The organism is Pullulanibacillus camelliae, assembly GCF_014642655.1.
Classification (GTDB): domain Bacteria; phylum Bacillota; class Bacilli; order Bacillales; family Sporolactobacillaceae; genus Pullulanibacillus; species Pullulanibacillus camelliae.
Window position 1 is genome coordinate 356,529 of the sequence record NZ_BMIR01000001.1, and the last position, 16,265, is coordinate 372,793.

The 16,265-nt window shown below is 39.7% G+C and carries 15 protein-coding genes; 2 read left to right on the forward strand and 13 right to left on the reverse strand.

Going from position 1 to position 16,265, the window contains the following annotated elements; translation table 11 throughout:
* Window positions 1–437: 437 nt before the first annotated feature.
* The 12 genes from IEW82_RS01495 to IEW82_RS01550 all read right to left on the reverse strand — a co-directional run bounded on the left by IEW82_RS01495 (window position 438) and on the right by IEW82_RS01550 (window position 13,293).
* Complete coding sequence (locus tag IEW82_RS01495) at window positions 438–833, reverse strand: VOC family protein (protein ID WP_188688139.1); 396 nt, start codon at window positions 831–833, stop codon at window positions 438–440.
* A gap of 115 nt (window positions 834–948) precedes the next feature.
* The gene (locus tag IEW82_RS01500; RefSeq protein ID WP_188688141.1) at window positions 949–1,938 is read right to left on the reverse strand and encodes a 2-keto-3-deoxygluconate permease; all 990 of its coding nucleotides are present in this window, start codon (window positions 1,936–1,938) and stop codon (window positions 949–951) included.
* 962 nt (window positions 1,939–2,900) lie between these two features.
* The gene (locus tag IEW82_RS01505; RefSeq protein ID WP_188688143.1) at window positions 2,901–3,698 is read right to left on the reverse strand and encodes a fumarylacetoacetate hydrolase family protein; all 798 of its coding nucleotides are present in this window, start codon (window positions 3,696–3,698) and stop codon (window positions 2,901–2,903) included.
* Between the two features lie 217 nt (window positions 3,699–3,915).
* Window positions 3,916–4,977, reverse strand: a complete 1,062-nt coding sequence (locus IEW82_RS01510) for a tartrate dehydrogenase (RefSeq protein ID WP_188688146.1) — start codon at window positions 4,975–4,977, stop codon at window positions 3,916–3,918.
* Window positions 4,978–5,527: 550 nt separating this feature from the next.
* Complete coding sequence (locus tag IEW82_RS01515) at window positions 5,528–6,691, reverse strand: mandelate racemase/muconate lactonizing enzyme family protein (protein ID WP_188688148.1); 1,164 nt, start codon at window positions 6,689–6,691, stop codon at window positions 5,528–5,530.
* A gap of 398 nt (window positions 6,692–7,089) precedes the next feature.
* Window positions 7,090–7,827, reverse strand: a complete 738-nt coding sequence (locus tag IEW82_RS01520; RefSeq protein WP_188688150.1) for a GntR family transcriptional regulator — start codon at window positions 7,825–7,827, stop codon at window positions 7,090–7,092.
* 216 nt (window positions 7,828–8,043) lie between these two features.
* Complete coding sequence (locus tag IEW82_RS01525) at window positions 8,044–8,301, reverse strand: alkaline phosphatase family protein (protein WP_188688152.1); 258 nt, start codon at window positions 8,299–8,301, stop codon at window positions 8,044–8,046.
* On the reverse strand, window positions 8,301–8,507 hold the full coding sequence (locus tag IEW82_RS01530) for a hypothetical protein (RefSeq protein WP_188688154.1): 207 nt from the start codon (window positions 8,505–8,507) through the stop codon (window positions 8,301–8,303). Before IEW82_RS01530 ends, IEW82_RS01525 begins: the two co-directional genes overlap by 1 nt.
* A 203-nt stretch (window positions 8,508–8,710) precedes the next feature.
* Entirely contained in the window at window positions 8,711–9,160 is a 450-nt protein-coding gene (locus IEW82_RS01535) for a sulfatase-like hydrolase/transferase (RefSeq protein ID WP_188688156.1), read from the reverse strand.
* 14 nt (window positions 9,161–9,174) lie between these two features.
* On the reverse strand, window positions 9,175–9,354 hold the full coding sequence (locus IEW82_RS01540) for a hypothetical protein (protein WP_188688158.1): 180 nt from the start codon (window positions 9,352–9,354) through the stop codon (window positions 9,175–9,177).
* A 769-nt stretch (window positions 9,355–10,123) separates the two neighbouring features.
* Entirely contained in the window at window positions 10,124–10,813 is a 690-nt protein-coding gene (locus tag IEW82_RS01545; RefSeq protein WP_188688160.1) for an HAD family hydrolase, read from the reverse strand.
* Between the two features lie 176 nt (window positions 10,814–10,989).
* The gene (locus tag IEW82_RS01550) at window positions 10,990–13,293 is read right to left on the reverse strand and encodes a glycoside hydrolase family 3 C-terminal domain-containing protein (RefSeq protein WP_188688162.1); all 2,304 of its coding nucleotides are present in this window, start codon (window positions 13,291–13,293) and stop codon (window positions 10,990–10,992) included.
* A 177-nt stretch (window positions 13,294–13,470) separates the two neighbouring features.
* On the opposite strand from IEW82_RS01550, the gene IEW82_RS01555 reads away from it, so the two are divergent.
* Window positions 13,471–14,685: an AraC family transcriptional regulator gene (locus tag IEW82_RS01555; RefSeq protein WP_188688164.1), complete on the forward strand. Its 1,215-nt coding sequence runs from the start codon at window positions 13,471–13,473 to the stop codon at window positions 14,683–14,685.
* Between the two features lie 259 nt (window positions 14,686–14,944).
* Window positions 14,945–15,433, forward strand: a complete 489-nt coding sequence (locus IEW82_RS01560) for a hypothetical protein (RefSeq protein ID WP_188688166.1) — start codon at window positions 14,945–14,947, stop codon at window positions 15,431–15,433.
* A 350-nt stretch (window positions 15,434–15,783) separates the two neighbouring features.
* Here the strand turns inward: IEW82_RS01560 and IEW82_RS01565 are convergent, their stop codons facing one another.
* Window positions 15,784–16,188: a VOC family protein gene (locus IEW82_RS01565; protein WP_188688168.1), complete on the reverse strand. Its 405-nt coding sequence runs from the start codon at window positions 16,186–16,188 to the stop codon at window positions 15,784–15,786.
* Between the last annotated feature and the right edge of the window lie 77 nt (window positions 16,189–16,265).

The following is a 16,265-nucleotide window of genomic DNA, read 5'->3' on the forward strand; positions in this document are numbered from 1 at the left end:
TAAGCCCTCCTAAGATTTTTCACGTGTGTATCCTCTTGTTTGTCTACACGTCACGAACAGCTTGGATGATCTGAACAGAAACAAGAATTAAGAAATTGGCTTCTTATGGAGGCTGATTCATAGCTGGTGAAGCAAACGTCCAAGGACGTTGGATCTTAAGTAACATCTCCGAGTGAAACTGTTATACATATGGAAAGGCTGAGTAGATTGAGTCAGCCCATTTAATCCGAGTCATGGCCACGATAGAACAAGATCAGATGCGGCAACATCTGATCTTGTATTTTCCACCTTATTGAAGGGAATAAGAAGCAATCATAATTAAGGCACTTTTTGAAAATATCCACAAAAAAAGGAGTGCCACAACTATATGAAGTGGCCTCCTCATTAAAGCTTTCTCTTCCAAAGCTGAATGTTGTTATTGCTATTCTAATATCTTTTTATTCCCCCTCTTCCCCACGTTCTACAAATTGTAATAATTCCTGATTGGGACCATAAAAAAAGATCGTCTTTGTTCCGTCATTGGCAGTATCATATGTTTCTGAATTAAAGGTTAACCCTCTTTTTTTATAAAATCGAATAGCTTCTTCAATGTTTTCAACAGTAAAAGCAAGATGATTAACAATCCCCTTGTCAGAATATCCAGCTTGCGGAACAAGGTCGCGAATTAATTCGATCTCAAAACCTGGCTGTTGATCATGTTTCAAAAATGCTAACTCTCTATGTTTATTCTGCCTGCGTGTTCGAAGAGAAAAACCAAACATGCTTGAATAATAAGCAATCGATTTTTCCATATCTGTCACGATCAACGCTACATGTTCCACTTTTTGAATCAAAAGGACTCCCTCCAATATATGAAACGATCAAGTGACTTAAGATGAACGCTCATTGAAATGTTTATACAATCCTAACATCGCAGCAAAAGCACAGCGAATAACGCAAAAGTAACACTCAATGGAGCGCTTCATTTATATTTTTCTCTTGACTAAAATCATCTGATGGTTTACCTGTGCCATATCTTTTTGCAACAAATGATGTGATAAACGGAACTAAGATAGCAGTTAATACAACCGCTGAGGCTATCTCCACTGTTGCTGATTGGACAAATGGCTGGTAAGTGTGATCAACAGCAGCAATGGCTGCAGGCGTTGCAATTGAATTACCAGAAGAACTGGAAAGCCCAGCGCCAGCATAGCCTGGTCTTCGCAAAATATATCGGTCAGCTAAGAAGGTTAACCCACCGCCAATGATAATAACAGACAAACCAAGAATAATTCCATTAACCCCTGCTTTGACAATATTTCCAAGATCAATACCCGCACCAATGGTAAAGCCAATAAAAGGAATGACCACCGCAAGACCGGGGCTAAATAGTTTTTCAAAATTGCCATCTAAATTCCCCAATATAGCACCAATAAGTAACGGAAGGATTGCCGCCAATAAATTCAGGAAAGGAATATGAGCCAGACCTGTCACACCAAGTGTTAACATTGCTAGAAATGGTCCATCGTGTATATTTAGAAGACTCATTGCAGCTGAATCCGCTGTATCGCCATACTCACTCATAAGTGACAAGTACAAGCCACCATTAGCCCCTGTCATTGTTGAAATAATTGCCAGCACGGATATACCCATTATCCCGGACAAACCAAATAGTTTAGCAATGATCAAGCCTACTATTGCACCAGTGGCATATTTGGCAATCAATAAAACCCCTCCGCGTTTTAACGCCTCTGGAGCTTGTCGAACCTTTAGCTTAGTCCCAATGAAGAATAATTGAAGACCAATCATAGCGTCCAGACCTTCTTTTGAAAAAATCGCAGAGGTGAATGAGCCAATTTCTAATACCTTTGGAACAAAGGTATGAATTAAAGCTGCCAGGATTAAAGGGACAATCATCATACCACCAGGAATCTTTCTAATACTTTCAAGTATGTTCATACAATATCCTCCTCGTCTATTATGCTTAGACCCTTTCTTGATGGCCCGGAGATAACAAAGCGAACTTCTCGGGCGTCCCGAGATTTCTAGATAATAATGAAAGGAACATTTAGGACAATCCTTTCCCCTGTGAGCTTATCCACATTTAAAGACTGTTTTTCAGTGCATGCGTGGTACTTCCTCTTGCAAGATGTTCTCACTGAATCTCAGTGCTAGAGGATAGTGCTCTAGTAGACTTCCGAATCAGAGCAAGTGAATCTTTCATCCCTGATCAGTTTAATGCTTGACATATTACTGCAGGCATTCTAGTAAGCGATTTCATATTTTCGTTTAATTTAGGGGTATCTCTACAATACCCTCTAAATCATAGCTATGGTACGTTTCCGGTTGATACAAATGCAACATAGACCGACAGCAATACTTCATGTAACTTTGCCTTTGCTTCCAAACCCATGCCCTAGCCTATCTCGCAATGCCTCAAATGATTAAATATACCAGGATTAGGCTAATGACCACTAGCCCAGCTGCACTATTCAACTAGCCTTTTCATATAAATCCCCTTTAAGAGAAATAATGAATACGTTAATATAAAATAAGCTGACTCTTATCCCTCGTGAACCCTCTTGTTAAACAAACAATATTCTTTTAAAAACTATTTAAAACGCTTTCTTTTAAATGTTAATCACTTGATGATCGTTAGCTAAATTGTACATTAATGCATACATTAATGTCAATGCAATTTACGAAATTAATAAAAAACACTCGTTATCCCCATCATGACACCACGTCATTTTTATTTACTTAAATTCTGAAAAAAAGGTAGGATAAGCATTTTTGCAGGAGAGGGCCTACATAGAGAAGCCTTTAGCTCCTTGCAATGCTCACACCACGCTTATCTTGTCCCAGCTGTAGAATGCCAAGCCGTCCGCCGATTAAAGTGACTTTATCTATAAAAAAATATATTATGCTACATAGTTAATGAGTTTTCCGATATTCTCTACTTCGACAGACACTACGTCGCCTGACTGCATTGGGCAGCTTCCTGAAGGAGAGCCCGTGGCTAAAATATCACCCGGTTCCAGCGTCATAACTTGCGAAACCCAACTGATAAGGTAAGGAATAGAAAGAGACATTTCATTCGTGTTCCCTTCCTGAACCACTTTATCATTGAGGGTTGTTATGATGCGTAAATTGGTTGGATCGATGCCTGTTACAATCCAAGGCCCCAATGGACCAAATGTGTCAAAGCCTTTGCCACGTGTGAATTGAGGGTCCTTTTTTGTTAGATCTCTTGCTGTTACATCATTAAAGATCGTACAGCCGAAAACATAATCCAAGGCCTCTTCCTGCTTTATATTTTTGCCACGTTTCCCGATAACGAGCGCTACTTCCCCCTCCATTTCAACCTGCTTGGTTAAATCACTGGACGGAAGAATAATATTTGCCCCATTTGGAATCAAACACGTCGCCGGTTTTAAAAACAAAAATGGCTCTTTAAGATTTGCCTTCCCTCCAGTCTCCCTTGCATGTTCGGCATATGTCCAGCCAAAATTAATAACTTTTGATGGCGCTACAGGCTCTAAAATTTTCACATCACTATATCTAACACGTGTCCCTTGATATTTTGCGTCCTTATTAGCAAGTTCCTCAAAATTGCTTGAAATCTGCACTATCATATCCTCTTCAGCAATTCCGTAATATACTTGACCATTTTTGTTCTGATAGCGAACTATTTTTTGTTTCTGCTGTAGTACCTGCACTATAATCAAACTCCTTTAATGATTGAAGTGAATCGGATACTAAATAAGCTTCAAGAAGAGAGCCAATCAAATCGTGCCCTTCTAGTTATCCCCAGATATAACATGACATCCAAAAGAGCTTTATGATGCGTTGCGTACGATCTTTTTTAACCATTGCTGAAATCCTTAGAAATGGCCAATATCATAGATTCATTCATATTTTAGTTTAAAAGCATTTTTATGCTCTAGCTTTTAGACGGGTAATAATTTCTGCCGTTACTTCTTTTGTTGTGTATTTCCCACCCATATCTGCCGTCAGTATCCCATCTTGGGTTGTGCTTTCAATAACAGACAATAAGACATGACCAACTTCCTCTTCATCAAAATGGTCTAACATCATTTTCGCTGTCCAGATTTGACCGATTGGGTTGGCGATGCCCTTTCCAGTAATATCAGGTGCAGAACCATGAACAGGTTCAAACATAGATGGATATTTCCCATTCACGTTGATGTTAGCGGCAGGGGCTATCCCTACACTGCCCATGATAGCTGCTCCCAAATCGGTTAGGACGTCGCCAAATAAATTACTAGCCACCACGACGTCAAATTTGTTAGGATGCGTCACAAAGCATGCTGCAAGCGCATCAATGTGCTGGGAGTCGGTTTCCACTTCAGGATAATCCTTTGCAACATCTTTCAACACTTCATCCCAAAATGGCATTGAATAATAAATCCCATTCGATTTGGTGGCACTTGTCACCCGTTTATTGCGTTTCTTTGCAAGGTCAAAGGCGTAGCGCATCACTCTTTCTGTTCCACGTCTTGAGAAAATACTGTTTTGTATGGCGATTTCCTCTTCATTTTTATACATTCTTCCACCTACTGAACTGTACTCCCCTTCACTGTTTTCTCTCACGACAATAAGATCAAAATCTTTAGGATTGACCAAGGGAGACGGAACACCACTCAGTAGCTTTGCAGGACGTATGTTAATGACCTGCTCAAATTCACGACGTAATTTTATTAAAAGCCCCCATAACGAAATATGATCGGGTACCAGCTTTGCGTTACCTACCGCTCCAAGAAAAATAGCATCAAAATTTTTCAATTGATCAAGTCCATCTTCAGGCATCATTACACCATGTTCTAAATAATAATCACAGCTATATGGAAAGTGGGTAAAATGAAAACTTAATCCACCATGAATCTCAGATACCGCTTCTAACACCTCAATAGCAGCAGGGACGACTTCATTCCCAATCCCATCTCCAGGTATGGATGCAATATGTAACTGTTTCATCTCATCCTCCTCCTTAACACTCTTTGGCAACATGGAACGTTTACTTTTCTCATAAGCATTGAAACCCTTAACGCTCAACGAAATAGGATCTTAACCACAGTTAATAAAAAATAGCGATACCTTCTTCAAGCATCGCTTACCTTTAGTTAAACAAGAATCGTTAGGTGAGAATACTGCTCTCAAAGCCCCATATGACACCGTAACCAAATCTCACAGTAATGCTAAAGCATGCTTATCTTTCTCCAGCCTCTAGCTTTAGGTGAAGAGAGTAATTGGCAATGGAGCAAATTTTGTAGGAACCGCTGGACATAAAAATGTCTTAGTATTGATATGATTATAAAACAATCACACACTAGCGGCCCACAGGCCTCAAGCAAAGAAAGTGAAAGCCTGTGCTTTTACACTCTTATCCGTCAGCGAAACGCTATCAATTTTAATAGTATAAAAAATATCCCTATGAGTGTCTGTATGATTATTCTTCATGTCATTTACTCAAAGGGATAATAAAATAAATAAGGAAAGTAATCGTATGTTGCGATCCATTCATTCTTTATTCAGCAACTGAACGCAGTAGCTTAATTAAAGGAGCTTTTGTTTCAAAGCCTATTCCAGGAACACTAGGTAAACCAACATACCCATCTTCAACAGGAATATCGTCCGCAAATCCTCCAAAGGGTTCAAAAACTCCTGGATAAGATTCATTTCCACCTAGGCCTAATCCTGCTGCAATATTAAGAGACATTTGATGACCACCATGTGGGATACAACGACGGGAGGACCATCCATATTCCTTTAACATATCAAGTATTCTCATATACTCTACAAGCCCATAACTCAATGCACAATCAAATTGTAGATAATCGCGATCCGCTCTCATGCCCCCGTAGCGTATGAGATTTCGAGCATCTTGCATAGAAAAAAGATTTTCCCCTGTTGCCATTGGATTTTTATAATGCTTTGAAAGCTCAGATTGAATCTCAAAATCTAATGGATCTCCAGCTTCTTCATACCAAAATAAATTATATGGTTCTAATTTTTCCGCATATGCAATAGCTGTTTGCAGGTCAAATCGTCCGTTTGCATCCACTGCAAGGCACTGTCCTGATGGGACTACTTCTAGTACAGCTTCAATTCTTCTAAGGTCTTCTTCTAAAGAGTTGCCGATTTTCATTTTCACAACAGAGTATCCTAAATTAAGGTAACCCTTCATTTCTTCTTGAAGCTTCTTAAGATCCTTGCCTGGTTGATAATAGCCACCCGCAGCATAAACAAATACTTTATCATCTGGCTTTCCATCTCGATACCGTTCTGCAAGCACTTGATATAATGGTTTTTCTTCTATTTTTGCAACAGCATCCCAAACCGCCATATCCAAGGTTCCAACTGCAACTGACCTCTCCCCATGACCACCGGGTTTTTCACCAGTCATTAAAATATCCCAAATTTTATGAGGATCAAAATTTGTACCCTCGTCATTCAAAATATCATTTGTTTCCGCTTCCAATAAGCGCGGAATAAAACGGTCACGCAGTAATCCACTCGGAGCATAACGCCCATTTGAATTAAAACCATATCCTACAACTCGTTTGCCGTTTTTAAATACATCCGTAACAATAGCAACAACAGAGGCTGTCATTTTTGAAAAATCAATGTAGGCATTACTGATGCTTGACTTAATAGGGACTGCCTTCTCTTTTATATCTAATATCTTCATCCTAAGCCCTCCAACAATTTGTTATTTAAAATCTATTTAAATCATACATTAACGCATACATTAAATCAATATTTTTGTTTTAAATTATATATTTTTTTATAAAAACCTTATTAATGCATACGTTATTATAATCATTCCTTAGAAGACTTGGCTTATGCATCACAGCCTCACTAAGCACAGCCTGATGTGATGTTACCACTCACACACTTAGGTTGCACCCTATGGGGGTACTCCTGATGTGATGTTACCAATCACACACTTAGGTTGTCGCCATGCCTTTAGATGGCGAAAGTCAAAGCCCGACTTACACTCTTCCTTTAAGAGCGCCAGCAAGGTTATACATTCTGAAAGTATAAAAAAGACGCTTCTCCTTAAGAAACGTCTTACAAGTTTTTTTATTACCCTTTTTTATTCCTTTTAGACTTACTTTCAATAATGTCTAAAATTTCCTGTCCCCCACGATGTCTGTGTGAATGCATTAGGATTTGGGCCGCCTTACTATCTTGCGCCCTCATCGCCGCAACGATTGCCCGATGCTCCTTAATGGAGCGAACAGGAAGCTTTCTATCATTAATCGTAAACAACCTTGCACGATATAGCTGGTCAGAATGACTATCCATTACACTTTTCAGTCGTTGATTTTGAGAACAATTAATGATTAAATTATGAAATTGATCATCTACATCCGCATATGCCTTAAGATTATGTTCATGAATGTAGTTCTCTTGTCTCTCAATGAATGACTCAAGCTGTTCTAGATGTCCCTCGTCCATATGTAACGTGGCAAGCTCAGCAGCCACTCCGTCTAGCGCTTCAGCTATTTGGCAAATTTGTTCAATGGTTTCTCTTATGATGGGTTCAACACTGAACCCTTTTCTGGGAATTAGCTTAATCCAACCATCCATCTCTAATCTGATTAATGCTTCACGAACAGGAGTACGACTCATTTCTAGCATTTCCGCTATTTCACGTTCTAAAAAAGCCTCACTTGGCTGTAACTGTAAATTTCGAATGGCCTTCCGAATAATTATATAGGCCCGCTGCGGCAAACGACTTTCCTCTACTTCTTCTTTATAAGATAGTAAAATTTCCTTTAAATCCCATTTATCGCTAAACATTCTGTTTTTTTCATTCATCACATTCACCAAATTTCAATTTATTTAAAAGTGAAGAAGTTAAATAAATTATATCAGATTTATAATTTGAAATGCATGATTTCAGGAGATATTCCAGCACCCTATAAGCCAATCTATCATCAAAAAAACATTTATTGATATTCTATTTTTTTACTTAGATGAATCCATTTCATAGTTGCTTTTGATTAGAAAGCTAAGAGGCCAAACGTGTTTAGTTTAAGAACCTTCCTTTTCCACACCCACAAAAGGATGGACTTCATTATGGTCTTTTGCTAAATTTCTTTGCACACTCTTGACATCTATGCCCGCCAGCCCAAGCAGTGTGGGTATCAAATCGACATGGCTCGTTAAGTGGTTAACCTCTTTTTTTGTTTTTGTATTAAAAAGTTGAGGACTATGAATAAATAAGTGGGACATGTACGACCTCTTCATAAGCACAATACCATTTTTGATGTAACCCCCATGTGCCCCCATTAAGTCCCCATGATCTGATGTAAAAGAATGATGGTATTCTCATAAAAGGACGAGTGTTGCAAGGCACGGAAAACTTTCAACATTTGTTGATCGGCATTTTTATGAAGTTGGTAATATAAGCGTCGGTAAAAGTCATTGTTTGGTGTGGGTTGAAAAACCTGTGGGTAGAGTTTACGATAGTCCGCTTGACAATCTGGCTTTGTCACAAGTGACTCATCCAAAGTGGATGGTGGCGCAATCGCTGGTACATCTTCATCGACATCAAGGACTTTTCTCAGTGAGCTCGCCGAATAAAGTAATATCGTGTGGATTTACAAAAGAGGCGACCATGAGCCAAGGGTTGTCTTTCCCGGATTCGCTTTTATCGAGTGTCTCTATGAGCTTCACCGCTTCCTCACTGTAGATAACATCACGACCGCTGAACCCAATACGTGCCGATGAACCTGTTACGAGGGTCTGTTCCATGAGGTTCCGGCCCTATCCAACCCGTAAAACCATAATCATCGAGTCGATTGGCATCCCGGTAAATTCTTTCCTTTTTAGGTAAGGGGTAGCCGTTTTGCGTATTATAATTTGGATAAGCATTATGAGTGGCAGGAATAAGAATATCCCCGTCTGGAAGATGCCATTTCCCTTTATAAAATGTTTGGTACCCGGCATCTCGAAAATAATCTCCCATCGTCGGAACGGTGCTCCGATAGCCAATACACATCGGGATCAAAGGCACCTTTGGCTGCTCCGGTTGTTTGCGTGACACCATGTAAGGATGGGTATTGTCCCGTGAACAATGTTGTCCGGCTTGACTGCACGCCGCTGAACCAATATAGTGGCGCTTGAACTCTACTCCCCTTTCTCGCATTAATTCGTGGAATATTAAGTTTTCCTTTCTCCATTCTTTAACTTCCTCACTTTCATAAACAGGGGATAGCGTTCTTCATCAACCATGAGAACTAAGATATTTGGACGTTTATTATGTGAAGTACGTAATGAGTCTGTGCCGTTTCTTTCCCAATTGTCACTAATGTTTTGATAGGAACTCCTTTCATTTAACATGAGCACTCCTCCTTTAGGTAAAATGACTTTCCCTATAATATATGGTCAAGAGTCTAGAAGGTTATCACTTTCTATTTATGAAAGTTTTTGTCTTTGAAAGCTTAGGATAGCAAAGATTAAAAAGGAGGGTTCTCCTTTTTATGATTCATCAAGAAAAAATGGCACCATTTCGTACTCTGGACCTTCCTTATCTACTGGATAGACATCAAAATTAGAACTATAATCCCTTTAATAGATTTCTTTAGTGTTGACAGATACTTGACGTTCAAAAATGTATGAATTTAGGAGTCGCAATCATCACTATTGAACCCTAAGTATATTTCATTTATAATGATCGTATAATAAAAGAGACTGAGCGCGGCAAACGCTCAGTCTGGTGCAACTACATGCCGCAGAGTTAGCGGCTAACCAAATTTAAGTACTAAGAAATAGTCACCTAACTTGGGAGAGCAGGGTGGCTATTTCTTTTTTATTATCGCGACGACAATACCAACAATAGTTGCTGTATAGACAGCTTCTAAGGTTAGAGCTGCTATTACAATTGTTAAAGTTTCAGATGTCGTCATAAGCTACACCCCCTTCCTAAAGGGAGTGTCAGCCGCCACCCTGCTATGTAGTTGCTCGTTTTATTTTATCATAGATACACAGTCAGAAGAATATATGTTCTTGATTTTTTATTCGATACTTTGACAGAGATCGGGTAGCGCAGGCACAGGCGTACTTGGAATAACAACTCCACACAATATTTTCCACATTTATGGAAGTTCGTTTAATAGAGTAAGTCAACGATTTCCGACAAACTTTCAACAACAGCAAAGGGCTGATGCTCGGAGCCCGGCTCTCGCCTGCGGTGGTTAAACCAAATAGCCTGCCAGCCTCCTTCAATGGAGGCGACGACATCGTTTTCCCAAGTATCACCAATATAAAGGATTTCTTCCGGTAGACAGTTCACTTTTCTAGATACTAGATTAAAAATGTGAGGATCCGGTTTGGCGATCCCAACTGCATTCGAAATAAAGATAAAATTTCTTGGTACAAATCGGTCCAATTCAAGCGCCTTTATTTTATTGAGTTGATGTGTTGTCGGTCCATTTGAAAGAATCCCAAGTAGATACCCCTTTTGTTTAAGATCTGTTAAAAGTTTGGGAACCTCAGGGAACAACTTTAAATTTGTTGATTGAACTTCATACCGGTTTTGAAATTGTACAGCTTGCTCACGGTTAATGTTAGATTTAAAGGCTTTTAAAGCAATGATAATTCTCTGTATTCGGAGTTCACCCAAGGATAGCTCGTTCGCGTCGTATTGTTTCCAAAGAAGATCACTTGCTGCTCGGAAGCCTTTATATACTTCTTCTATGGAAGAAAAAGTTTCAGAGAGATCAGGAAATACACACTCAATCGCCTGAGCAAACGGCCTTAAGTGGTCATGCAAAGTATCATCTAAATCAAAAAAGATCATTTTGAATGGTTACTTCATTAGGGTCTGCTTTCAAATCATAGAGCTCATCTTCTTCATATAAACGTTGTATCATGGTGATCTAAAAACCTATTATATCGTTTGTTCATACAAAAAGCTGACTCAAGTAAACAACTGAATCAGCTTTCTTCTTTATAAACCCAAAATTATTTATTTTATTATTCGGAAGTAGTGCCTTCGCCTTCATAAACAGCATTCAACTGATCAATGGCTTCCTGCAGTTGTTCCTCTGTAATAGTACCTTGGCTGAATCCGACAAGAGCACGGAGGGGCATATACTTCATCATTGCTGCCATCATCTCGGACCCTTCTTCGTCTTCGGCTGCACTCACGAAAGGGGTATTTTCATTTAATTTAGCCAATACCTGAGGCGCCACTGAGGCTAAAATTGGGTCACTTAGAATATCACCCACGGTTGTGTTACGGTGTACGCTCAATTTTGGTGTTCTTAATGAAACAACCTTGATTGATTCGCTTAATAGGATATCTCGTGAAGATTTTCCGACTAATATCTTAAATTCACCGGTTTCCACGTTCCAGTCTTGTAGCTCTGTATTATAAAACGCAAAGGCTCTTTTATCTAGAGTGAATGTCACGGTTTTGGTTTCACCAGCTTCAAGTCTTACTTTTACGAAGCCCTTCAACTCTTTCTCCGGGCGGACTACAGAGCTTTGCACATCCTTCACATAGAGTTGAACAACTTCTTTACCCGCGAGTGTTCCAGTATTAGTGACATCAACCGTAACGGTCACAAGATCCGTCTCTTGAGCTTCGCTTTTATCAACGGTTAAATTGCTATAGTTAAAATTCGTATAGCTTAATCCATAACCAAATGGAAAAAGTGGTTCCACTTGCTTGGTGTCATAATAACGATAGCCGACAAAAATATCTTCTTTGTACTCTACGCGATCGCCTTCGCCTGGGAAAAACAGATACGATGGATTATCACTCAGTTTTTGCGGAAAGGTCTCCGCGAGCTTCCCACTTGGGTTGACATCACCAAATAAAAGATCGGCAACTGCTCCTCCTAGTGCTTGACCGCCTAGATATCCTTCCAGCAAGCCTTTTACCTTACAAAGCCAAGGCATTTCAATGGGTGCTCCATTGCTTAAGACCACAATGATATTCTTTTGGACTTCGTAGACGGCTTCAATCAATTCGACCTGGTTGGCTGGGATATTCAAATGCGCGCGATCATAGCCCTCTGACTCATAACGATCCGGAAGGCCAAGAAATAGTATTGCAACATCAGTTTGAATAGCCGCTTCCTTTGCCTCAGTGAGGAGAACTTCATTGGTTTGGTCACTATCCACATCATAACCTTTTGCATAAAGCACATTTGCTTTTCCAGCACATTTTTTCTCAATTTCTTCTAAGCTGTTTTCCAATTTAGTCGGATTCACATGAGAACTTCCGCCGCCTTGATAGCGTGGCTGCGTCGCAAATGCACCAATTACAGAAACAGACCCTTTTTTATCGAGTGGAAGAATACTGTCTTCATTTTTTAAAAGAACCATACATTCACTGGCAACCTGACGTGCCAAATCATGGTGAGCTTCCTTGTCAAATGTCACGTTCTCATCCCTTGAATCAACAAACCTGAAAACAATTGTGAGTATTCGCCTAACGGCTTGGTCAAGTGTCTCTTCAGAAAGTGAGCCATTTTGAATGGCTTGAAGAATCTTGGATTTTCCTCCACCATAGCTTGCGGGCATCTCAAGATCAAGACCTGCCTTAAGTGCGTCGTCACGCTCATTAACAGCTCCCCAATCAGAAACGACAAACCCTTCGAAGCCCCATTCGTCTCTCAAGATTTCATTTAGCAATCTTGGATTTTCGGAAGCAAAAGTGCCATTGACTTTGTTATAAGAACTCATGACCGTCCATGGTTGCGCTTCCTTTACAGCACCTTCAAAGCTTGCCAAATAAATTTCTCTCAGGGCCCGCTCAGAGAGCTCAGCATTTGTCGTCATCCGACGATGCTCTTGGTTATTCACTGCAAAATGCTTCAAGGAAGTTCCTACACCTTTACTTTGAACACCTTTTATATGATTGGCTGCCATTTGGGAGGAAAGGTAAGGATCTTCGGAAAAGTATTCAAAGTTTCGCCCACAAAGAGGTGAGCGTTTAATATTGGCACCAGGTCCAAGCAGAACGGCTACATTCTCCGCCTGGCATTCTTCACCAAGCGCTTCTCCCACTTGTTGAATGAGGTCGCGATCCCAAGAACAGGCAAGTCCTGCCGCAGACGGAAAACAGGTGGCGGGAACACTGTTAAATAGGCCAAGATGATCAGTGCCTTCCGCTTGTTTGCGCAAGCCGTGCGGACCATCCGTTACCATTACAGACGGAATGCCAAGGCGCTCAAGACCTTGTAAATGCCAAAAATCTAATCCTGAACAAAAACTAGCTTTTTCCTCTAGTGTCATTTGCTGAACGAGTTCTTTTAGATGACGTTCCATTATGAGCCCTCCTTAAAAACTATACTTCCCCTTCCTCAGGAAATTCTAAGGAAGCGGTGACTAACCTTTTATCATTTTACCTCCTTCTCCAAAACATTTATGTTATGATTTTTGTATATTTAGGACATTTCTTAGTTATTAGAAAAACTCCTCTTTTTGGAAAGGAACCCGATAGTCATGACTCAATCTATCCAGAAAATATGGGACATCTGTCAAGTGATTTTTGAGTCTCATAATATCCCCATTGCTTATTTAGACGCCCATCTTGACCTTATTTTTGAACTTCCTTTGTTCAATTATCAAAAAGGAATGGCACCATTCAAAACTCTATTATCTAAAGAGGAAAGAGAACCTACTCTGGTCATAGCAAGCCACTCTAGACTTTTATTGTTTCAACCCATTAATGGCCAAGATTCACAGAATGGGTTACTCATTCTAGGTCCGACTCTGCCATTTAAACTTAGAGAGGAACAATTAAAGGGTTTAATGAATGATTCCTCAGATTTACGCGATCAGCAAGGGACTATACAAGACTTGCAAAGGATGTCAGTGCTTAATCAAGATCAGTTAACGGGGATAAGTCTTCTTCTGTACTACATGATTTATGAAAAACGTATCCATCGAGAAGCTATTCACCTTAAAAAAGTTCAGTCTCCTAAAAAGAAGGAAGTTGAAAAACCAGATGCCATATTATCACAACATCTACTGTCAGAACATTTTCATCACGATCCATCTTTTGATTATCATCTCTTCAATTCTATTGAAAAAGGTGACAAAGAGGCCTTTCTATATTGGCAAGCTAATATCCCTGAAGAAGAATTGGGGATGCTATCGAAAACAAGCTTTTTGAGGAGTAAAAAAAATCTAGGCATATCAGCCATCGCTGTTGCAACACGGTTTGCTATTAAGGGAGGCTTACATTCTGAAGTCGCTTTTACGCTTAGCGATCTTTATATTCAAAGAATCGAGGACACGTATCAGCCAGAGAATGTTGATGAGCTACTTAACGAGGCCATGTTAACCTTTATAGATCAAGTCAACAAAACACGAGAACAGTTTTACACTGAACCCGTAAAAAAATGCCTTAACTTTATTCATAAACATGTGTATCAACCAATAACACTTAAAGACCTTGTTAATCAGGTGAACCTACACCCAAGCTACCTTTCAGATAGGTTTAAGAAGGAAGTTGGAATGACCATTCGCGATTATATTCATAAAGCTAAAATTGACGAAGCGATGACCCTCATTTCGTTCTCAGATTATACCTTATCTGAAATTAGTAGCGTGTTGAATTTTACCGACCAAAGCCATCTAACAAGGGTATTTAAAAAAGTGACAGGAACAACACCCAAACAATATCAACTTAGAAAAGAAAGTTTAACAACTTAATGCCTATAAGTTCGGTCACTCTGGCCTAAGGGCAGATATCATAATCCCACTGTCCATTATCTTATATCTCTACACATAAATGCCGATATGCATTTAATTAATTTATGTCCCTTAAAGTAAACGTTCAAGAAACGACACTTCTACATTAAAGGGCAATAAAATGCTACCTTAAAGGAATTAGAACCTTGGAACGTTCTTTTCGCATAAAACTTTTGGAATTGCGAACGATAACAGAAAAAGGGAAAGGAGAAATAAACTCATGATTGTTCCCTTGGTTCGAATAGGATTCATTTTATCATGGCTTACTGTTTATTTTATTCCAAATAAAACAGTAAAAAGGTATCTGCCTGCTTCTACAATGGCAGCATTATTAGTCACAACACTTGTCTTTATTGGAACTCCCTTTAACTTTTGGAAAGTAAAAGGCGGTCCAAAAACGAGGATCTATAACATATTAAGTGTCATATTAGGTCCTTTTTCAGTGGGCACCTTATGGATCTTTCATTTAACCTTTGGAAGGTTTTGGTTATATGTGTTGACCAATCTGTTTCAAAATCTAATTTATGCATTTCCGATAATAACCTTTTTTGATAAGATCAACTTCATAAAATATGTAAAGTTTAATCGAATTCATCATATCATTGCATCAATGAGCTTTTCCTTAATCATTTATGGTTTTCAATCTTTTCTTGAGAAACCTATTTCCTCAGGGTTGCGACTGTTTAATAAGGAAGCTCTCAAAAAATGAGTCGTTTTACTCTCCGCAATCATAATTAGAGAGATTGATTTCCTCCTTAGGTCGCCGTTCGGTATCGATTTGTCCATTCAAAACGGGCGCACTTCCCTAAGTAGAAAGCACCCGACCATAAAATAAGTTTAACAAGATTCATTTATACTTCCCTAAATGGCCAACCCAAGAAATCTGGCCTGATCCATAATAAGTCACTCTTTTTTAACCCACAACGGGCTCATTTCTTCCGAGAAACAATCGCAATCCAATTGTCATCAGGATCGGTCACATAAGCCGAGTCGTCATCCAGAGGGTATGATGGAAAGAAAGCCCCACTCCCGAATGGAGACCTCATTCAAACTTCCCTTTCAATCCTTTCGACTGAACCGTTTGATAGCCTCCTCGGTGACCGGCTCGAAGAGGTTAACGAGGTTGCCGTCGGGATCACGGAACAACATCGCACGGTTCCCCCATGGCATCGTGGTCGGTTCTTTTACCCACTCGTCTACAAATGATTTCAAGCGCTCGTATTCAGCATCAATATTATTGACGCGAAACTCAATAATGACAGAGCGATTGTCAGCAGCCACAGCAGAACCAGGACCAAACAGTGGTACCGTCTGTAAGTGGCCAATCGCAAGAGTACACGATGGCAAAACAAGTTCAGCAAAGACAGGTGCAGGACGTTCAGCCGAAACCCCCGTAACCTTTTCATAGAATTTGACAAGACGATCGACGTCTTCAGTAATGATACGAACAGAAGCAAAATTCACAACTACCATCCTTCCTATAATCAATGATACACTATTTCATCCTAACCCTTTGGGTCAAAACCAGCGGAGCTTTCTAA